Consider the following 17,940-nt stretch of genomic DNA (forward strand, 5'->3'; position numbering starts at 1 on the left):
GAGCCCCATAATGAACGAGAATCACAAAACTTACGAATTCGACTGGGCTGGAAGAAAGCTCATTGTCGAAACGGGCAAATTCGCTAAACAGGCGAACGGAGGCGTGCTCATCCGTTACGGGGACACTGCGGTCCTATCGACAGCGACAGCATCCAAGGAGCCGAAGCCGCTGGATTTCTTCCCCCTTACAGTCAACTATGAGGAGCGGCTTTATGCAGTGGGGAAAATTCCGGGCGGCTTCATTAAGCGGGAAGGCCGTCCTTCCGAGAAGGCTGTCCTGACCAGCCGGCTGATCGACCGCCCGATCCGTCCGCTTTTCCCTGACGGTTTCCGGAATGAAGTGCAGGTCATATCGATGGTGATGTCCGTCGACCAGGACTGCTCATCCGAGATGGCCGCGATGTTCGGCTCTTCTCTTGCCCTGATGGTGTCGGACATTCCGTTCGGCGGCCCGATAGCGGGTGTGCAGGTTGGCCGCATTGATGGTGAGTTCATCATCAACCCGACTGTAGAGCAGGAAGCGAAAAGTGACATCGACCTGATTGTCGCCGGAACCAAGGACGCCATCAATATGGTGGAGGCCGGTGCTGATGAAGTAGAAGAATCTGTCATGCTGGAAGCAATTATGTTCGGCCATGAAGAAATCAAGCGCCTCGTCGCGTTCCAGGAAGAAATCGCTCGCGAAACCGGCAAGGAGAACAGGGAAATCGCCTTGTTCGAACTGGATCCGTCCCTGACGGAAGAAGTTCGGGAAAAGGCGGAAGCCCGTCTGCACGATGCCATCCAGACAAAAGAAAAGCATGCACGCGAAGAAGCCATCAGGGAAGTAAAAACATCCGTGGTTGAAGCATATGCGGAATCGGACGAAGAGACAGACCTTGGACAGGTCCGTGCCATTCTGGACAAACTCGTCAAGGATGAAGTCCGCCGCCTGATCACCGATGAAAAGATTCGCCCGGATGGACGGAAACCGGATGAAATCCGCCCGCTGTCCTCCGAGGCCGGCATCCTGAGCCGGACACACGGTTCGGCGCTGTTCACCCGGGGGCAGACGCAGGTGCTCAGCATCTGTACTCTCGGTGCGCTCGGTGATGTCCAGATTATTGATGGCCTGGGCATTGAAGAATCCAAGCGTTTCATGCACCATTACAACTTCCCGCAGTTCAGTGTCGGGGAAACAGGCCCGATCCGATCGCCTGGCCGTAGGGAAATCGGCCACGGTGCTCTCGGCGAGCGCGCCCTCGCCCCGGTTGTGCCGTCCGAGGATGATTTCCCGTACACGGTCCGCCTCGTCTCCGAAGTGCTGGAATCCAATGGGTCTTCCTCACAGGCGTCCATCTGTGCTTCAACGATGGCGATGATGGATGCCGGCGTGCCGATCAAGGCGCCTGTTGCAGGAATTGCCATGGGACTCGTCAAAAAGGGCGACAATTATACGGTCCTTTCCGACATCCAGGGTATGGAAGACGCTCTCGGTGATATGGACTTTAAAGTGGCCGGCACGGAAAATGGAATCACGGCCCTGCAGATGGACATCAAAGTCGAGGGACTGTCCCGCGAAATCCTCGAAGAAGCGCTGGAGCAGGCAAAGGCGGGCCGGATGCATATCATGAAAAACATGATTTCTGCGATTTCCGAGCCGCGCAAGCAGCTTTCCGACCATGCGCCTAAAATCATCGTTATCCAGATCAAGCCTGAAAAGATCCGTGATGTGATCGGACCGGGCGGCAAGCAGATCAACAAGATCATCGATGAGACCGGCGTCAAGATCGATACTGAGCAGGATGGCACCATCTACATTTCCTCGATCGACCAGGATATGAATGAGAAGGCCAAATCGATGATTGAAAACATCGTCCGTGAGGCAAAGGTCGGCGAATACTACGACGGCAAGGTCAAGCGAATTGAAAAGTTCGGCGCGTTCCTAGAGCTTTTCCCGGGCAAAGACGGTCTGCTCCACATTTCCGAGATCCAGGAACAGCGGACAAACAAAGTCGAAGACGTCCTGTCAATCGGCGATGTGGTCCGGGTGAAGGTCGTCGAAATCGACAACCACAACCGGGTCAACCTGTCTCGCAAAGCGGTTCTCAAAGAGGAACAGGAAGCTTCCGAAGAATCCGGAAAAACCGAATAACCATCACCAGAGGGCGGCCGGTCGGCCGGCCCTCTTTTTACCGGCCGGCGCTTAAGCCCGGATCCGGGAACATAAATATAAATAAAGGGGGGAGAAGATGATCCAGACCAGAAAATGTCCGAACGGCGTGCGGATCGTTACGGAACAGATGCCGCATGTCCGTTCGGTAGCGCTCGGCATTTGGGTAAAGACCGGCGCAAGAAATGAATCCGCCGGTGAAGCCGGCATGGCCCACTTTATCGAACATATGCTGTTCAAGGGTACCGCCCGCCGAACGGCCAAAGATATTGCGGAAGCAATTGACCGTACGGGCGGTGAGATCAATGCCTACACAGCCATGGAAGAGACCTGCTTTTATGTGAGTGTGCTCGCCGAAGATGCACCGGAGGCGATCGATGTACTGGCGGACATGTTCTTCAACTCGGCCTTTGACGAAACCGAGATGCGGAAAGAAAAGTCCGTCATTCTTGAAGAAATAGCCATGGTCGCCGATACGCCGGATGATGATGTCCATGAGCAGCTGCAGGCCGCTATGTACCCCGGACATCCGATGGGACGACCGATTCTGGGGTACCCGGAAACGGTGAGCGCCTTTACGAGGGAGGAAACCGTCTCGTTCATGAAACGCGAATACCGTCCGGAACGGATCGTCGTCTCTGCAGCGGGCTGTGTGGATGAAGAGCTGATCAGCCGGATCGAGGAACTGTTCGGTTCGTTTGCCGCAGGACCATCGGCTCCCCTGTCCGTGGAGCGTCCGGAGTATGCTTCCGGTTCGGTCCGCAAAAGGAAAGACACCGAGCAGGCCCATATCTGCCTCGGCTATCCGGGAATGGATGTAAACGATCCCGACATCTACGGACTGATCATCCTGAATGCCCTGTTCGGCGGCAGCATGAGCTCGAGGCTCTTTCAGAGGATCCGTGAAGAGCATGGCCTTGCCTATTCGGTTTACTCATACCATTCAACACACACCGATTCGGGGTCTGTGACAATTTACGCAGGGACGTCGCCTTCCCGTCTTGAGGAAACCCGGGCGGTCATCCAGAATGAGATACGCGCCCTTCTCGCGGAGGGGGTGACGGAGACCGAGATCGAAGGGGCATTGGGCCAGATGAAAGGCAGCCTTCTGCTCGGGCTCGAATCACCTTCAGCACGTATGAGCCGGAACGCGAAAAATGAGCTGTTCACAGGTGAACATAAAGACATCGATGAAGTCATGGAGGAGTTCCGGTATGTGGATGCCAAGCAGATCCGTCGCATTGCAGATCGCATTTTCTCCTGTCCTCCAGCGGAGTCGATCATCATACCCAATTAAAAACTGACCGGAAGGCCGCAGCAGCCTTCCGGTTTTATTTGTTGCAGCAGCTGGTTCCCGGCGGGAACTTCCGCCCGGGTGACGCATATAGTTTAGAAGAAAGGGGAGTGGAAGATGCTGCTGTCAACAATGGCCGAAAAAGAGCTGATCCAGATGGAAGATGGCGTCCGGTATGGCCTTCTAGCCGATACGGAGATGTTATTTGAACCAAAAAGCGGACGGATCTACGGTTTTGAACTAAAGCGCCGCTCCGGATGGCTGCAGGGTGGCCGGAAATCGGCCGGAGAAGCGGAATACATCCCTTGGGAGGAGATCGTCCTGATCGGGGATGACCGGATTTTATTTAGGCGTACCCGTCCGATCCATGAGGGGCTATTTGAATGACCCGTCTGGATTGGCTGATCATCGGATCAGATGCAAGGTTCGCCAAAGCGGCGGACTCCCTGAAACAAAAAGGCTTCACGGTGCTCCATGATCCGCGGGACTGCTGGGACGACAAGACCGACACGCTTATGTTGAGTGAAAAACCGGTGCGTGTTGTTCTGCCGATCCATCCGCCTGACGGAAGTCCGGCCCGGGGCGCGCTGGAGGAAGCTGACCGGCTGTTTGCCGGCCGGCTCGATGCCGGCTGGCAAGAGGCGGCAAAGCTGGCGGGAAAGGTTCCCAGGCTGTATCTGGAAGACGAGCGGTTTATCTGGGAAAATGCCAGCCTGACGGCAGAAGGTTTCCTCGCTAGCTTCTACCATTCGGGAGCGGGGCCGGTTGCCGGCAGAAAGTGGGCTGTCGCCGGCTATGGCCGGGTCGGCAAAACCACGGCCAGGCTGCTTCGCGCAATCGGAGCGGATGTTTCCGTGCTTGCCCGCTCGCCGGCACAGACAGCAGAAGCACTGACCGAAGGCTTTCGGACAGCGGACTTTGGCGGAATGGATCTTGCCGATCAAGGCGAATTACTGGTCAATACCATCCCCGCCCAGTGGCTGGATGTTACGAAGGCGTTTCATTACTCACGAATCTATGATCTGGCTTCCGCCCCCGGGTGCCTAAAGCCCGGAGCCGTCCATGAATACTATAGGTTACTGCCTGCGCTGCCGGGACGGTTTTTTCCGGACGAGGCCGCCCGGGTCCTCTCGGAAGCGCTGTGCAGAATGGACAGCTAGCGGAAGGAGAATCAGGATGCTCGACGGCAAAAGAATCGGTTTCGGAATCACTGCATCCCACTGCACCTATGCAGATGTGATTCCAAAGATCAAGGCGTTCACCGATAGGGGGGCGACAGTCGTTCCGGTCATCACCAACTCCGTGCTGACCGCCGCAACCCGTTTCGGGACAGGCGAGGAATGGATGGAAAAAATCCGTGAAGCAGCCGGGGCGGATATCATCACCACCATCGCTGAGGCGGAGCCGTTCGGACCGAAAACACCGGTCGACTGCATGGTGATCGCACCGATGACAGGGAACTCGATTTCAAGGTTTGCAAACGCCATCACGGACTCACCGGTACTGATGGCAGCCAAGGCGACTCTCAGAAACGGCACTCCGGTCGTCATCGGCATCTCCACCAACGATGCACTCGGCCTGAACGGGACCAATATCATGAAACTGGTGAATACGAAAAACATTTACTTTATCCCGTTCGGCCAGGATGATCCCGTGAAAAAACCGAATTCCCTCATCAGTGACTTCACCAAAATGGTCGATACAGTCGAGGCCGCTATAAAGGGGGAGCAGCTTCAGCCTCTCCTCATTAAGCATGAAAATACTTAAACATGAGTATTTCTCCAAAACCCATTCAGAACATGCTATAATACTGAACATTCGATCATGAAACTGAGGAGTGTTTGACCATGGGATATCGTGTTGCAATTGTCGGAGCTACAGGTGCGGTGGGCCAGGGAATCGCCAAAAAACTACAAGAAAGAAATTTCCCTGCCGATGAAATCCTCTTCCTTGCCTCTGCGCGTTCTGCGGGAAGCAAAGTGGAGTTCGGAGGAAAGGAATTTACTGTGGAAGAAGCGGTGCCGGAACGCTTTGACGGAGTGGATATCGCCTTCTTCAGTGCAGGCGGGAGCGTATCCAAGCAGCTTGCGCCGGAAGCGGTCCGCCGGGGAGCAGTCGTCATCGACAATACCAGCGCATTCCGCATGGATCCGGACACTCCGCTTGTCGTTCCGGAAGTGAACCGTGAGGCGCTCAAGGAACACCGGGGCCTCATCGCCAACCCGAACTGCTCGACCATCCAGATGGTTGCGGCACTGGAGCCGGTCCGCAGAAAGTACGGCCTGAAGAAAGTGATCGTATCGACTTATCAGGCGGTATCCGGTGCCGGAGCCGCCGCGATCGGCGAGCTGGGCAAACAAAGTGAGGATATGTACAACAGGGCCGGAGCAGAGGCGGAGCTTCTGCCGGTCAAGGGTGATAAGAAACATTACCCGATCGCGTTCAACGCGGTGCCGCAAATTGATGTCTTCAGCGAGGACGGCTATACATTTGAAGAGTGGAAAATGATCAATGAGACAAAGAAGATCATGGGAATGCCTGAACTTTCCGTAGCGGCAACATGTGTCCGTCTCCCGGTCGTGACCGGCCACTCCGAATCTGTGTACTTCGAGACGGGCAATCCGTCGGCTGATGCGGCAGGCATACGGGAATCCCTGCATGCCGCGGAAGGAATCACCGTAATGGATGATCCGGAAAACCAGGCGTACCCGATGCCACTGTTCGCAGAAGGAAAAGACGATGTATTTGTCGGACGCCTCCGCAGAGATCTCGACACCCCGGGCGCCTTCCACTTCTGGGTTGTCGCGGATAACCTTTTGAAAGGGGCTGCCCTCAACTCGATCCAGATCGCTGAAGCACTCATCGCGGACGGGTTGCTGAAAGGGGAAGACGCCGATGGAACTCGGCAGCATAGCGACGGCGATGGTCACGCCGTTCGATAAGGATGGAAATGTTGACGAGGGCCGCCTGATTGCCCTCGTTGATTTTTTGATACAGAATGGATCGGACTCCATTGTGGTCTGTGGGACGACAGGGGAAGCGCCCACGCTGAGCGACGACGAGAAGGAGCGGGTCATCAGGCTGTCCGTCGAGGCGGCCGGGGGCAGGATTCCTGTCATCGCAGGTACCGGGAGCAACAGCACCGCCGCGACCGTAGCCATGACGAAAAGGGCGGAGTCCGCAGGAGCGGATGGCATCATGTTGGTGGCACCGTACTATAACCGGCCGGACCAGCGGGGCATGCATGCGCATTTCACTGAAGCGGCGGGAAGCACGAAGCTTCCGGTCATGCTTTATAATGTGCCCGGCAGGACCGCATCCCGACTGGAACCCGAGACGGTCATCGCCCTGTCGGGTGTCCCGAACATCCGGGCTGTGAAGGAAGCGGGAGGAGATCTCGGCGCCATGACCCGCATCATTTCGGGGACGGACGAGGGATTCCGCCTGTACAGCGGGGATGACGGCCTGACACTTCCGGTGCTGGTAATCGGCGGGCACGGTGTGGTCTCAGTCGCCTCGCATGTGGCCGGACCCGAGATGCAGCGGATGGTCCGTGCTTACAGGAACGGTGATCATGAAGAGGCCGCACGCCTCCATGCGGAAATAAGCCGTTTATCAGAAGCCCTGTTTTCCAGCCCTAGCCCGTCTCCGGTTAAGCATGCATTGAAACTGGCCGGATTCGATCCCGGTACGGTGCGGCTTCCGATCATGCCCCTGGACGGAGAAGGGGCCACGATTGTCGGGCAGGCAATGTCCGGTTTCCGGTCGGCGACGGGGATGTGATATGCCGCATGTCCTACAGGCATCTGCCAAAAGCGAACTGACAGGGAAATGTGCCCTGTCAGTTCGTTTTTTTTCTGAAAGATTAACAAGAGTGCGCGAAAGATCAATGAGATTGTTGAGAAGATCAACAAGTCCTGATGAAAGATCAACATACGTACAGAGTTGATGTACCCATCATCCCCGTCGGTGCCGATGCCGGAAAGCCGGAGCGCCTTTCCTCGGTGCGCCAATCAGTTACGCCCGGAACGAATCCCGATTTCAGTACTTTTTTAATTTGTCTAGATTGTACGGCTCCCGTATAATGGAGGTTAGCGGATATGGAACGGGTATGATTTAGGAGGAGAACCATTGACCAAGACAAAAAACGAAAACATCAGGGTCATCCCCCTCGGAGGAGTCGGGGAGATCGGTAAGGCGATGTATGTCGTGGAGATCGATGATGAACTGTTCATCGTCGACAGCGGCCTCATGTTTCCGGAAGGGGATATGCTGGGCATCGACATCGTCATCCCGGATATGACCTACATCGAAGAAAACAAAGATCGGCTGAAAGGGATTTTCCTGACACACGGCCATGAAGATGCAATCGGCTCGATCGCCTACTTGCTCAGCAAGGTCCAGGCTCCCGTATACGGCTCGAAACTGACGATCGCGCTGGCAAAAGAGCACCTGAAAGACAAGCCTGCACCCAAGAACGTCAAGTTCTTTGAAGTATCAAACCGGAGCCGGATGAATTTCGGGCGGACATATGTGACGTTTTTCCATACGACGCACAGCATTCCGGATGCCCTCGGCATTGTCTTCCATACGAGCGAGGGCGCCATTGTCCATACCGGGGAATTCAAATTCGACCAGTCGGCAAAAGGCAAGTACCGGCCTGACATCTCCAAGATGGCCGCAATCGGGGACGAAGGCGTATTCATCCTGATGTCCGATTCATCGGAAGCAGAGCGCCCGGGCCATACGACGCCGGAATCCGTCGTCGCAGAGCAGTTGTCCAAAACATTCCATAAGGCACAGGGCCGCATCCTGATTGCCCTTTATGCTTCGAACTTCATCCGGATGCAGCAGGTGTTCGACCGTGCCGCCGAGTCAGGGCGAAAGGTCGCAGTTATCGGAAAGTCCCTCGAGACCTACTTTGAAGTCGGCATGAAACTTGGATACCTGAATGTCCCGGATGGCCTCGTCATCACGGTGAAGGAAATCGCAAAGTATGACGACTCCCAAGTGGCCATCATCGTGACGGGCAACCAGGGCGAACCTTTGGATGCGCTTGAGCGCATCGTCCGAAAACAGCATAAGGATATCCGCATCAAGGAAACCGATACGGTCCTCATCACGTTCACACCGTCCCCCGGCATGGAAGTCGGCATGTACAACACGATGAACGACCTTGCCAAGGCGGGGGCCGATGTCCTGACATCCAGCCGAAAGGTGCATGTATCCGGTCACGGAAGCCAGGAAGACCTGAAGCTGATGCTTAACCTGATGAAGCCGAAGTTCTTTATCCCGATTCAGGGAGAGTACCGGATGCTCATGGCCCACTCAAAACTCGCGCAGCAGACCGGTATGCCAAAGTCCCGCATCTTTATAGCGGACAAGGGCGACATTGTGGAGTACAAAAACGGCAAGATGAGAATGACCGGCCGGGTCACCGCAGGGAATGTGCTCATCGACGGAAGCGGGGTCGGGGACATCGGCAACATCGTCCTGCGCGACCGCAAGCTTCTGTCCGAAGACGGAATCTTCATCGTCGTCATTACGCTCAACCGCAAAAAGAAGACGATTGCGGCAGGTCCGGAAATCCTTTCCCGCGGCTTCGTCTATGTGCGTGACTCCCGTGAGCTGATCGGCGAAGCCGGTGAACTCGTGAAGAAGATTGTCGGCAAGTATTCCAACAAAGAATCGTTCGAATGGACGAGCATCAAGCAGGAAATCCGCGATACACTCAATTCATACCTCTACCAGAAGACCAAGCGCCGCCCGATGATCATTCCGATCATCATGGAGTATTAATACGCGGCAACAGAGATAGAACAAAACGGGATTTCTTCGCCGTCGCTGGCGGGAAATCCCGTTTTCATCCATGGGGGTGAAGAAAGATGGCGACCAAACGCAATAAAAAGAAAAAAAGAAGGACTTCCGCCAAAAAGAAGAAATCCGGCCTCTATCCGCTCGGATATGAGCTCTCGGGACTTGTCATGACCGGCCTTGCCATCATTACATTTTTCAGTCTCGGATTTGTAGGGAGAGGGCTGGGAAGCGCATCCCGTTTTCTTTTCGGGAACTGGCATGCTGCACTGCCGTTCCTTTTCCTGATATTTGCGCTCCTGCTCATGGTGAAGCGGGAAATTCCCGACTTGCGCAACCGCATCGTCGGCGGGCTTCTGCTGATTCTTGGAAGCCTGACGCTCTTCAGCCATGTCCTGCTTTTCACGGAACGGTATGAGAGCGGCCGCATGCAGACCACATCCGCGCTAAAGGAGACCTGGATCATCCTCGTCACAGACGGAGGCATCACGGATCCCGCAGTTTCACTGGGTGGCGGAATTGTGGGAGGCTTCCTGTTCGCTATGTTCCATGTTCTCTTTGATTCCGCCGGCGCCACCATCGCAGGGATCATCATGCTCTCGATGGGCCTGATCCTGCTGACAGGAAAGGCACTTGTGCCTTATCTTGCTGAGAAACTGCCGGAAGCAGCGGAATCAATCCGTGAGTGGTTCACGCGTGAACGCAAGCCCGCCAGGCCAAAGCCGCAAAAGCGGGAAAAGCCGGAAAAACAAAGAAGATCCAGGCGCTCAGCCGAAAATGAGGAAGCCGCAACCCGTGGCATAGACGGGATGGAGGCCGGACACCAGCAAGAAGTCTATGGCGCTTCTGATCCGGAACCCGAACCCGTACGCGTGCAGCCGATCATCTCTTCATTCACGGAACGGGCAAAGCCCTCTCCAAAGGAAGAAGATCTTTCAACCGGGGGACATGGCGAGGAGGAGACGCAGGCTGAAGGGGACACCGTTATACACGATATCGGAGATGTCCAGCCGGTGAATGAAGACTTCGTCCTGCCTCCGGTTTCCCTGCTGAATCCGCCTCCGGAAAACGACCAGAGCGGCGAGTACAATATGATTCAGCACAATGCGGAAAAACTGGAGAAGACATTCCACAGCTTCGGTGTAAAGGCGAGTGTCACCGAGGTCCATCTCGGCCCGGCCGTCACCAAGTACGAAGTGATGCCTGCAACCGGTGTGAAGGTCAGCAGGATTGTCAGCCTCGCAGATGATATTGCACTGGCGCTTGCGGCCCGGGATATCCGGATCGAAGCGCCGATTCCGGGCAAGTCCGCTGTCGGCATTGAAGTTCCGAACACCGAAGTGGCCATGGTCTCGCTTCGTGAAGTGCTCGAGGCACGGAACAATAACCGGCCGGATTCCAAGCTCATGGTCGCACTGGGCCGGGATATTTCCGGCGAAGCTGTCATGGCCGAGCTGAACAAGATGCCCCATATGCTCGTAGCCGGAGCAACAGGCAGCGGGAAGAGTGTGTGCATCAACGGCATCATTATCAGTATCCTCATGAGGGCGAAACCGCATGAAGTGAAGATGATGATGATTGACCCGAAAATGGTCGAGCTCAACGTTTACAATGGTGTGCCGCATTTGCTTGCACCTGTCGTCACCGACCCGCGTAAGGCATCGCAGGCACTAAAAAAGGTCGTGGCGGAAATGGAGCGGCGATATGACCTCTTCTCCCATACCGGCACGAGAAACATCGAGGGGTATAACCTCCATATCGATGAGTGGAATGAGGAAAACGAAGAAAAGCATCCGCGGCTCCCTTACATTGTCGTCATTGTCGATGAGCTTGCGGACCTAATGATGGTCGCATCAAGTGATGTCGAGGATTCCATCACGCGGATTGCCCAGATGGCCCGTGCCGCAGGCATCCACCTGATCATTGCAACTCAGCGTCCGAGCGTCGATGTCATTACGGGCATCATCAAGGCAAACATCCCGTCACGGATTGCATTCGCAGTTTCATCGGCCGTTGACTCCAGAACCATCCTCGATTCAGGCGGTGCGGAAAAACTGCTTGGCCGCGGCGATATGCTGTATCTTCCGGCAGGAGCCTCCAAGCCGACCCGGATTCAGGGCGCCTTCCTATCCGATCAGGAAGTCGAGGAAGTCGTCGACTTCGTCATTAGCCAGCAAAAAGCGCAGTATGAAGAATCGATGATTCCGACGGAAGTGGAAGAAGTTGCGCCGCATGAAGAAACTGATGAATTGTACGATGAGGCGGTCGACCTTGTGAGGAGCATGCAGCAGGCATCGGTCTCAATGCTCCAGAGGAGATTCCGAATCGGCTACTCACGAGCCGCGCGGATTGTCGACCAGATGGAAATGCGTGGAGTGGTCGGCCCGCATGAAGGCAGCAAACCGCGGCAGGTCCTTGTCCAGGATCATCCGGATGAATCATGATATTCCCAAATTTGCAGAGAAAACAAGGTCCATCACGCCATTGTGATGGACCTTGTTTTTAATTAGGAGGACCCCTTCTGAAACATTGAAAACGCTTGATTGTAAAAGGAAGCGCTTAATCATGACGGAATGATTACAAGTATGGGGCGTAAGTATGAATTCGTCTAGATATTTAGAAAGATAGGTATTTCAATAGGGTAGCAAAAATGATATAGTATGACTGATTAGGAGGAAGGTTTTACATCAGATGTCTGATCTCTTTAATTTGGTGGTGATGTCATGACGGTAAAGACGGACCACCGGCATTTGTATCTTCAGGTCATCGAGCAGCTCAAACGGGACATTGCGTCGGGGGTTTTCAAAGAGAAAGAAAAACTTCCATCCGAGTTTGAACTCGCCAAGATCATGGGCGTGTCCAGGGCGACACTGCGCGAAGCGCTTCGCCTGCTGGAGGAAGAGCACTACATTGTCCGAAGGCATGGAGTCGGGACTTTCGTCAATCCGAGACCGCTGTTTACTGCGGGTATCGAAGAGCTGGCCAGCGTATCTGACATGATCCGCCAGGTTGGCATGACACCGGGAACGAACTTCATCAGCTCTTCCGAGGAACTTGCCACGGAGGAAGATATGGAGCGTTTCGGGTGCGGCCCGGATGAGCGGATCATGACAATCAAGCGGGTCCGGACGGCGGACGGCGAGCCGGTTGTCTACTGCATCGATATCTTTCCGTCCCGTTATGTCGGTGAGGAATTCCTGAAACAGGAAGACGAATCGATTTTCGAGGCAATCGAGCGGACGGGGAACCTGAGGATTACACAGGCTGTGGCCCAGATTGAACCGGTCGGGTACGACGAGGAGGCATCTCCGATCCTCGAATGTGAACCGGAGACTGCGCTGCTTATGCTGCGGCAGTCCCATTATGCGGAAGGGGAAGACGTCATTCTCCACTCCCGCAATTATTTCAAGGGCGATAAATTCAACTTCCACGTTTTGCGGAAACGGATGTAAAACAGATAACCTTCCTGCTATCAAAAAAAGTACATTCACAACATTATTTAGGGGGTACCACAAATGGCAAAACGCAAGTTTGGTCTTGCGCTGTCGGTTCTTTTGGCTGCAGGCACGCTCCTCGGCGCATGCGGATCTGACAACGGTGAAGAAACAACGAACGAAGGCAACAACTCCGGCGGCGGTGAGTCCGCATCCGAGTTTTCCGTAGCGATGGTCACTGATGTCGGTGGCGTTGATGACAAGTCGTTCAACCAGGCCGCATGGAAAGGGATTCAGGAGTTCGGCGAAGACAATGGTCTCGAAAAGGGCGATGGCGGCTTCGACTATCTCCAGTCTGCCGGTGAAGAAGACTATATCCCGAACCTGAACGCATTGGCGCGACGCGATTTCAACCTTGTTTTCGGTGTCGGCTTCATGATGCAGGATGCGCTTGATGAGATCGCTTCCCAGCAGAAAGACACTGAATTCGCGATCATCGACGCGGTTGTCGAGCAGCCAAATACGGTCAGCCTCCTTTTCAAAGAGCATGAAGGTTCCTTCCTCGCGGGTGTCGCAGCGGCACTCACGACAGAAAGCAAGAAAGTCGGCTTTGTCGGCGGCATGGAGAACGAAGTTATCCACCGCTTCGAGTCCGGTTTTGTACAGGGCGTAGAGGCAGTTGACCCGTCGATTGAAATCGATATCCAGTACACTGGCGCATTCGATAAAGCCGAGCTCGGCAAGACAACGGCCAACCGCATGTACTCCAGCGGCGTTGACGTGATCTTCCACGCTGCGGGCGGCACGGGGAACGGTGTCTTCTCCGAAGCGAAAGAACGCAAGTCGAACGATCCTGATGCAAACGTATGGGTCATCGGCGTTGACTCCGACCAGTACGACGAAGGTGCAGTCGGCGACGTGAACGTCACACTCACTTCGATGCTGAAGCGTGTAGACGTGGCGGTTAAGGACATCTCCGAAAAAGCGAAGAACGGCGAGTTCCCTGGCGGCGAAGTCATCACTTACGGCATCGCGGATGACGGTGTCGCACTCGCGGATTCCCGCGGCAACATCCCTGAAGATGTCATGGCTCAGATCGATGAGTACCAGGAAAAGATCGCTTCCGGCGAAATCGAAGTCAAGGAATACCCGGAAGGCAAAGAACCTAAGTAAGAATGGATGGAATGGACATGGGGGCCGGGTCTGCCGGCCTTCATGTTTCCTTATGTAACGGCCATTTTGTAAATGGTAGATGAAAGATTTCCTGCTCAGGAAGTCTTTCCTGTATCAGTTTACAGGCGATAGTCAGGTTTAAGACAAAGGAGTGAAACCATTGGAATACGTGATCGAAATGCTCAACATCCGCAAGGAGTTCGGCAATTTCGTAGCTAATGATAATATCACCCTGCAACTCAAAAAAGGGGAGATCCATGCCCTTCTCGGTGAGAATGGCGCCGGGAAATCCACGCTTATGAACGTTCTCTTCGGCCTCTACCAGCCGGAGGGAGGAGAAATCCGGGTGCGCGGCAAAAAGGTCGACATCACCGATCCGAACGTCGCGAACAATCTCGGAATCGGCATGGTCCACCAGCACTTTATGCTGGTCGAAAATTTTACGGTCACCGAAAACATCATCCTCGGCAATGAACCGACAAAAAACGGCAGTGTGAACATTTCCAGCGCTTCCAAGAAAGTCGCGGAACTTTCCAGGCAATACGGGCTTAATGTCGATCCGAATGCCAAGATCGAGGACATTTCCGTCGGTATGCAGCAACGCGTGGAAATCCTGAAGACCCTATACCGGGGAGCGGATATCCTGATCTTCGATGAGCCGACAGCTTCACTGACCCCGCAAGAGATCAGCGAACTTATCGGGATCATGAAAAAGCTGATCGCCGAAGGGAAATCGATCATTCTCATCACTCACAAGCTCCAGGAAATCATGGACGTCTCCGACCGGGTTACAGTCATCCGGAAGGGTAAGGGAATCGGCACGGTTGAAACTGCACAGACAGATCCCGAGCAACTGGCATCGATGATGGTCGGCCGACAGGTCACATTCAAAACCGAGAAAGGGCCGGCCAGCCCGACTGATGAAGTGCTGCAGATCAACGGGCTTACCGTAGAGGACGCACGCGGAGTTGCCAAGGTCAAAAACCTGAACTTGAGCATCCGCAAGGGTGAAATCGTCGGCATCGCAGGAATTGACGGTAACGGCCAGTCCGAACTGATCGAGGCGATTACCGGTCTGCGCAAATCCAAATCCGGCAAAATCATAATCAACGGTAAAGACATCACGAACCGGAAACCGCGTGAAATTACGAAGAGCGGCATCGGCCATATACCTCAGGACCGCCATAAGCACGGACTTGTGCTTGATTTCCCGATCGGCCACAACATCGCGATCCAGACTTATTACCGGCCTCCGTATTCCAAGGGAGGGATCATGGATTACGCAGCGATTGAAAAAAAAGCTGAAGAAATCATTGCACAATATGACGTCAGAACTCAGGGACCCCACGAACCGGCGCGCGCACTTTCAGGCGGAAATCAGCAAAAAGCGATTATCGGCCGTGAAGTCGAGCGGAATCCCGATCTCCTGATTGCGGCATTGCCGACCCGTGGACTTGATGTGGGCGCTATAGAATTCATCCACCGCAGGCTGATCGAGCAAAGGGACAGCGGCAAGGCCGTTCTCCTCATTTCGTTCGAGCTGGATGAGGTGATGAACGTTTCCGACCGGATTGCGGTCATTTATGACGGGTCGATTATTGACACTGTGCTTCCATCGGAAACGGATGAACAGCAACTTGGCCTGCTGATGGCCGGTCACTCGAAAGAAGCGGCTGTCGTGCAGTCAGAAGAAGGTGTCAACAATCATGTCCAATAGAATGATCAATCTCCTCGTGCCGGCCATCGCCGTCATACTCGGCCTGCTGGTCGGAGCGATCGTCATGCTGGTCAGCGGCTATGATCCGGTTGCGGGGTATATCGCGCTTTGGCAAGGGATTTTCGGTGACTCGTATGCCATCGGGGAGACCATCCGCCAGATCACACCATATATTCTTGCCGGGCTTGCGGTAGCCTTTGCTTTCCGCACAGGCCTTTTCAATATCGGGGTTGAGGGACAGCTGATTGTCGGCTGGTTTGCAGCAGTATATGTGGGTGCTGCCTTCGACCTCCCGAAATTCATCCATCTGCCGCTCTCCATCCTGGCGGGTGCTGCAGCAGGAGCGCTATGGGCATTCCTGCCGGGGCTTCTTAAAGCGAAGATGAAAATCCACGAAGTTATCGTGACGATCATGATGAACTACATCGCGCTGCACGTCGTCAACGCACTTATAAAAACATGGTCAGGCGGAGGAGACAAGACCGACAGGATCATGGAATCGGCTTCCCTGCGTTCCGAGTTCCTTTCCTCTCTGACAGATTACTCGCGGCTGCATTACGGAATCATCGTCGCGTTGCTGATGGTGGCCGTCATGTGGTTCATCCTTGAAAAAACAACGACCGGTTTCGAACTGAAGGCGGTCGGCTTCAACGAGAATGCTTCCGAATATGCAGGTATGAAAATCGGCAAGAACATCATTTTGTCGATGGTCATTTCGGGCGCGTTCGCCGGTCTCGCCGGCGCAATGGAAGGTCTCGGAACCTTCGGCAATATGTATACGCGCGGCGGATTCACCGGCATCGGCTTTGACGGAATCGCGGTTGCGCTCCTTGGAGCGAATACGCCTCTGGGCGTCATCTTCGGAGCGGTCCTGTTCGGTTCGCTGAAATACGGCGCGCTCAATATGCCGAACGCCGCCCAGATTCCGGAAGAGGTTGTCCAGATCGTCATCGCACTCGTCATTTTCTTCGTGGCTTGCGGTTACGCAATCCGTCTCTTCCTGACCAAGATCTCCAAGAAAAAGGAGGAGAAGTGACATGGGCTTCCTCGATATCCTTTATTTCATGGTGCCGGTGTCCATCGCCTATGCAGCGCCACTGATTTTCACGGCTCTGGGCGGAGTCTTTTCTGAACGTTCGGGTGTCGTCAACATCGCACTTGAAGGCCTCATGGTCATGGGCGCTTTTATCGGCATCCTGTTTAATCTGTTCTTCTTTGATACGTTCGGGTCATGGACCCCATGGATCGCGCTGATCGCGGCAATGATCGTATCAGGTATCTTTGCAATCCTGCATGCGGTCGCATCGATTTCATTCCGGGCCGACCAGGTCGTCTCGGGTGTCGCCATCAACATGCTCGGACTCGCCATCGCCCTTTTCCTGACAAAGATGATTTTTGAAAAGGGGCAGACCGACTTCATCAAGAAAGCGATCCCGAACTTTGACATGCCGTTTCTGTCAGACATCCCGGTGATCGGACCGCTGTTTTTCAAGGGCATCTACGGCTCGAGCATCCTGGCGGTTGTGGCTGCGATCATTACCTGGTATGTGATTTACAAGACTCCGTTCGGGCTTCGTCTCCGCGCGGTCGGGGAACACCCGATGGCGGCTGACACGATGGGTGTGAACGTCAACAAGATCCGCTACATCGCAGTCATTATTTCGGGAGCGCTGGCCGGAATCGGCGGGGCAATTTATTCCCAGACAATGACGCGGGATTTCGGACATGCGACAATCAACGGTCAGGGCTTCATGGCCCTTGCCGCAATGATCTTCGGCAAGTGGCATCCGATCGGCGCGATGGGTGCTGCCATCTTCTTCGGCTTCGCGCAGGCACTCGCGGTCGTCGGACCGAGCATTCCGCTTATCAAGGAAATTCCGACGGGTTATCTCCATGCCCTTCCGTATGTAGTCACGATCCTCGCCCTTGCCGGCTTTATCGGTAAAGCGACCGGTCCGAAAGCGAACGGAAAACCATATATCAAAGGCAGCCGGTAATCCGGTTGAGCGGGACCTTCAAGGGCCCGCTTTTTATTTTGGCTTAGGAAATTATAAAACTTCACGCTGTGGACAATGATTATTCCCATGTCGTCCACGTCCGGCTCCAGCGCACAGAACTATATAAAGGAACAATTGAATCGAACATGATTTGCACGATTGCTTGTCGTGGAGGCGCGGACCCTGTGGAAAAGAAGAGCGGAGAGACCCTGCAAATAGGTGCAGTCCACCACTACGTTAAGGGCGCAGGAAGAACTTTGCCGCCCAACGCTTCGCTTATGGGCGCAGGCGCCAACCTTCGTTTTGGCGCCGGCTCTTAGCCTTCCCCGCGGAAAGCTGCGCCGGAACGGAAAGCAACT

14 protein-coding genes are annotated in these 17,940 nt (G+C 54.6%); all 14 read left to right on the forward strand.

Annotated features, from left to right (window positions below):
- Positions 1-10 precede the first annotated feature (10 nt).
- Positions 11-2,134, forward strand: coding sequence for a polyribonucleotide nucleotidyltransferase (pnp, locus tag AC6CHQ_RS07025; RefSeq protein WP_251239167.1), 2,124 nt, complete (start codon positions 11-13; stop codon positions 2,132-2,134).
- 97 nt (positions 2,135-2,231) lie between these two features.
- Positions 2,232-3,449 (forward strand): M16 family metallopeptidase, encoded by a 1,218-nt coding sequence (locus AC6CHQ_RS07030; protein WP_498081183.1) that lies wholly within the window; start codon positions 2,232-2,234, stop codon positions 3,447-3,449.
- A 114-nt stretch (positions 3,450-3,563) separates the two neighbouring features.
- The gene (locus tag AC6CHQ_RS07035; RefSeq protein ID WP_251239169.1) at positions 3,564-3,833 is read left to right on the forward strand and encodes a PRC-barrel domain-containing protein; all 270 of its coding nucleotides are present in this window, start codon (positions 3,564-3,566) and stop codon (positions 3,831-3,833) included.
- Positions 3,830-4,606 (forward strand): NAD(P)-dependent oxidoreductase, encoded by a 777-nt coding sequence (locus AC6CHQ_RS07040; RefSeq protein WP_498081184.1) that lies wholly within the window; start codon positions 3,830-3,832, stop codon positions 4,604-4,606. Before AC6CHQ_RS07035 ends, AC6CHQ_RS07040 begins: the two co-directional genes overlap by 4 nt.
- A gap of 16 nt (positions 4,607-4,622) precedes the next feature.
- The gene (locus tag AC6CHQ_RS07045) at positions 4,623-5,213 is read left to right on the forward strand and encodes a dipicolinate synthase subunit B (RefSeq protein WP_251239171.1); all 591 of its coding nucleotides are present in this window, start codon (positions 4,623-4,625) and stop codon (positions 5,211-5,213) included.
- A gap of 80 nt (positions 5,214-5,293) precedes the next feature.
- A complete protein-coding gene (gene asd, locus AC6CHQ_RS07050; RefSeq protein ID WP_251239172.1) occupies positions 5,294-6,388 on the forward strand; it encodes an aspartate-semialdehyde dehydrogenase in 1,095 nt (364 codons plus the stop codon).
- The gene (gene dapA, locus AC6CHQ_RS07055) at positions 6,342-7,229 is read left to right on the forward strand and encodes a 4-hydroxy-tetrahydrodipicolinate synthase (RefSeq protein ID WP_498081185.1); all 888 of its coding nucleotides are present in this window, start codon (positions 6,342-6,344) and stop codon (positions 7,227-7,229) included. Before asd ends, dapA begins: the two co-directional genes overlap by 47 nt.
- Before the next feature lie 348 nt (positions 7,230-7,577).
- Positions 7,578-9,245, forward strand: a complete 1,668-nt coding sequence (locus AC6CHQ_RS07060) for a ribonuclease J (RefSeq protein ID WP_092048891.1) — start codon at positions 7,578-7,580, stop codon at positions 9,243-9,245.
- Positions 9,246-9,331: 86 nt separating this feature from the next.
- Positions 9,332-11,704, forward strand: coding sequence for a DNA translocase FtsK (locus tag AC6CHQ_RS07065; RefSeq protein ID WP_092048889.1), 2,373 nt, complete (start codon positions 9,332-9,334; stop codon positions 11,702-11,704).
- 279 nt (positions 11,705-11,983) lie between these two features.
- Positions 11,984-12,712 (forward strand): GntR family transcriptional regulator, encoded by a 729-nt coding sequence (locus tag AC6CHQ_RS07070; protein WP_092048887.1) that lies wholly within the window; start codon positions 11,984-11,986, stop codon positions 12,710-12,712.
- Between the two features lie 63 nt (positions 12,713-12,775).
- Positions 12,776-13,867 (forward strand): BMP family lipoprotein, encoded by a 1,092-nt coding sequence (locus tag AC6CHQ_RS07075; RefSeq protein ID WP_251239175.1) that lies wholly within the window; start codon positions 12,776-12,778, stop codon positions 13,865-13,867.
- A gap of 160 nt (positions 13,868-14,027) precedes the next feature.
- Entirely contained in the window at positions 14,028-15,584 is a 1,557-nt protein-coding gene (locus AC6CHQ_RS07080; RefSeq protein WP_092048883.1) for an ABC transporter ATP-binding protein, read from the forward strand.
- Entirely contained in the window at positions 15,574-16,620 is a 1,047-nt protein-coding gene (locus AC6CHQ_RS07085) for an ABC transporter permease (protein WP_092048881.1), read from the forward strand. The genes AC6CHQ_RS07080 and AC6CHQ_RS07085 overlap by 11 nt, the downstream gene beginning before the upstream one ends.
- A 1-nt stretch (position 16,621) precedes the next feature.
- The gene (locus tag AC6CHQ_RS07090; RefSeq protein WP_092048879.1) at positions 16,622-17,581 is read left to right on the forward strand and encodes an ABC transporter permease; all 960 of its coding nucleotides are present in this window, start codon (positions 16,622-16,624) and stop codon (positions 17,579-17,581) included.
- The last annotated feature ends 359 nt before the right edge of the window (positions 17,582-17,940 follow it).

Source organism: Bhargavaea sp. GQ12, from assembly GCF_059758705.1.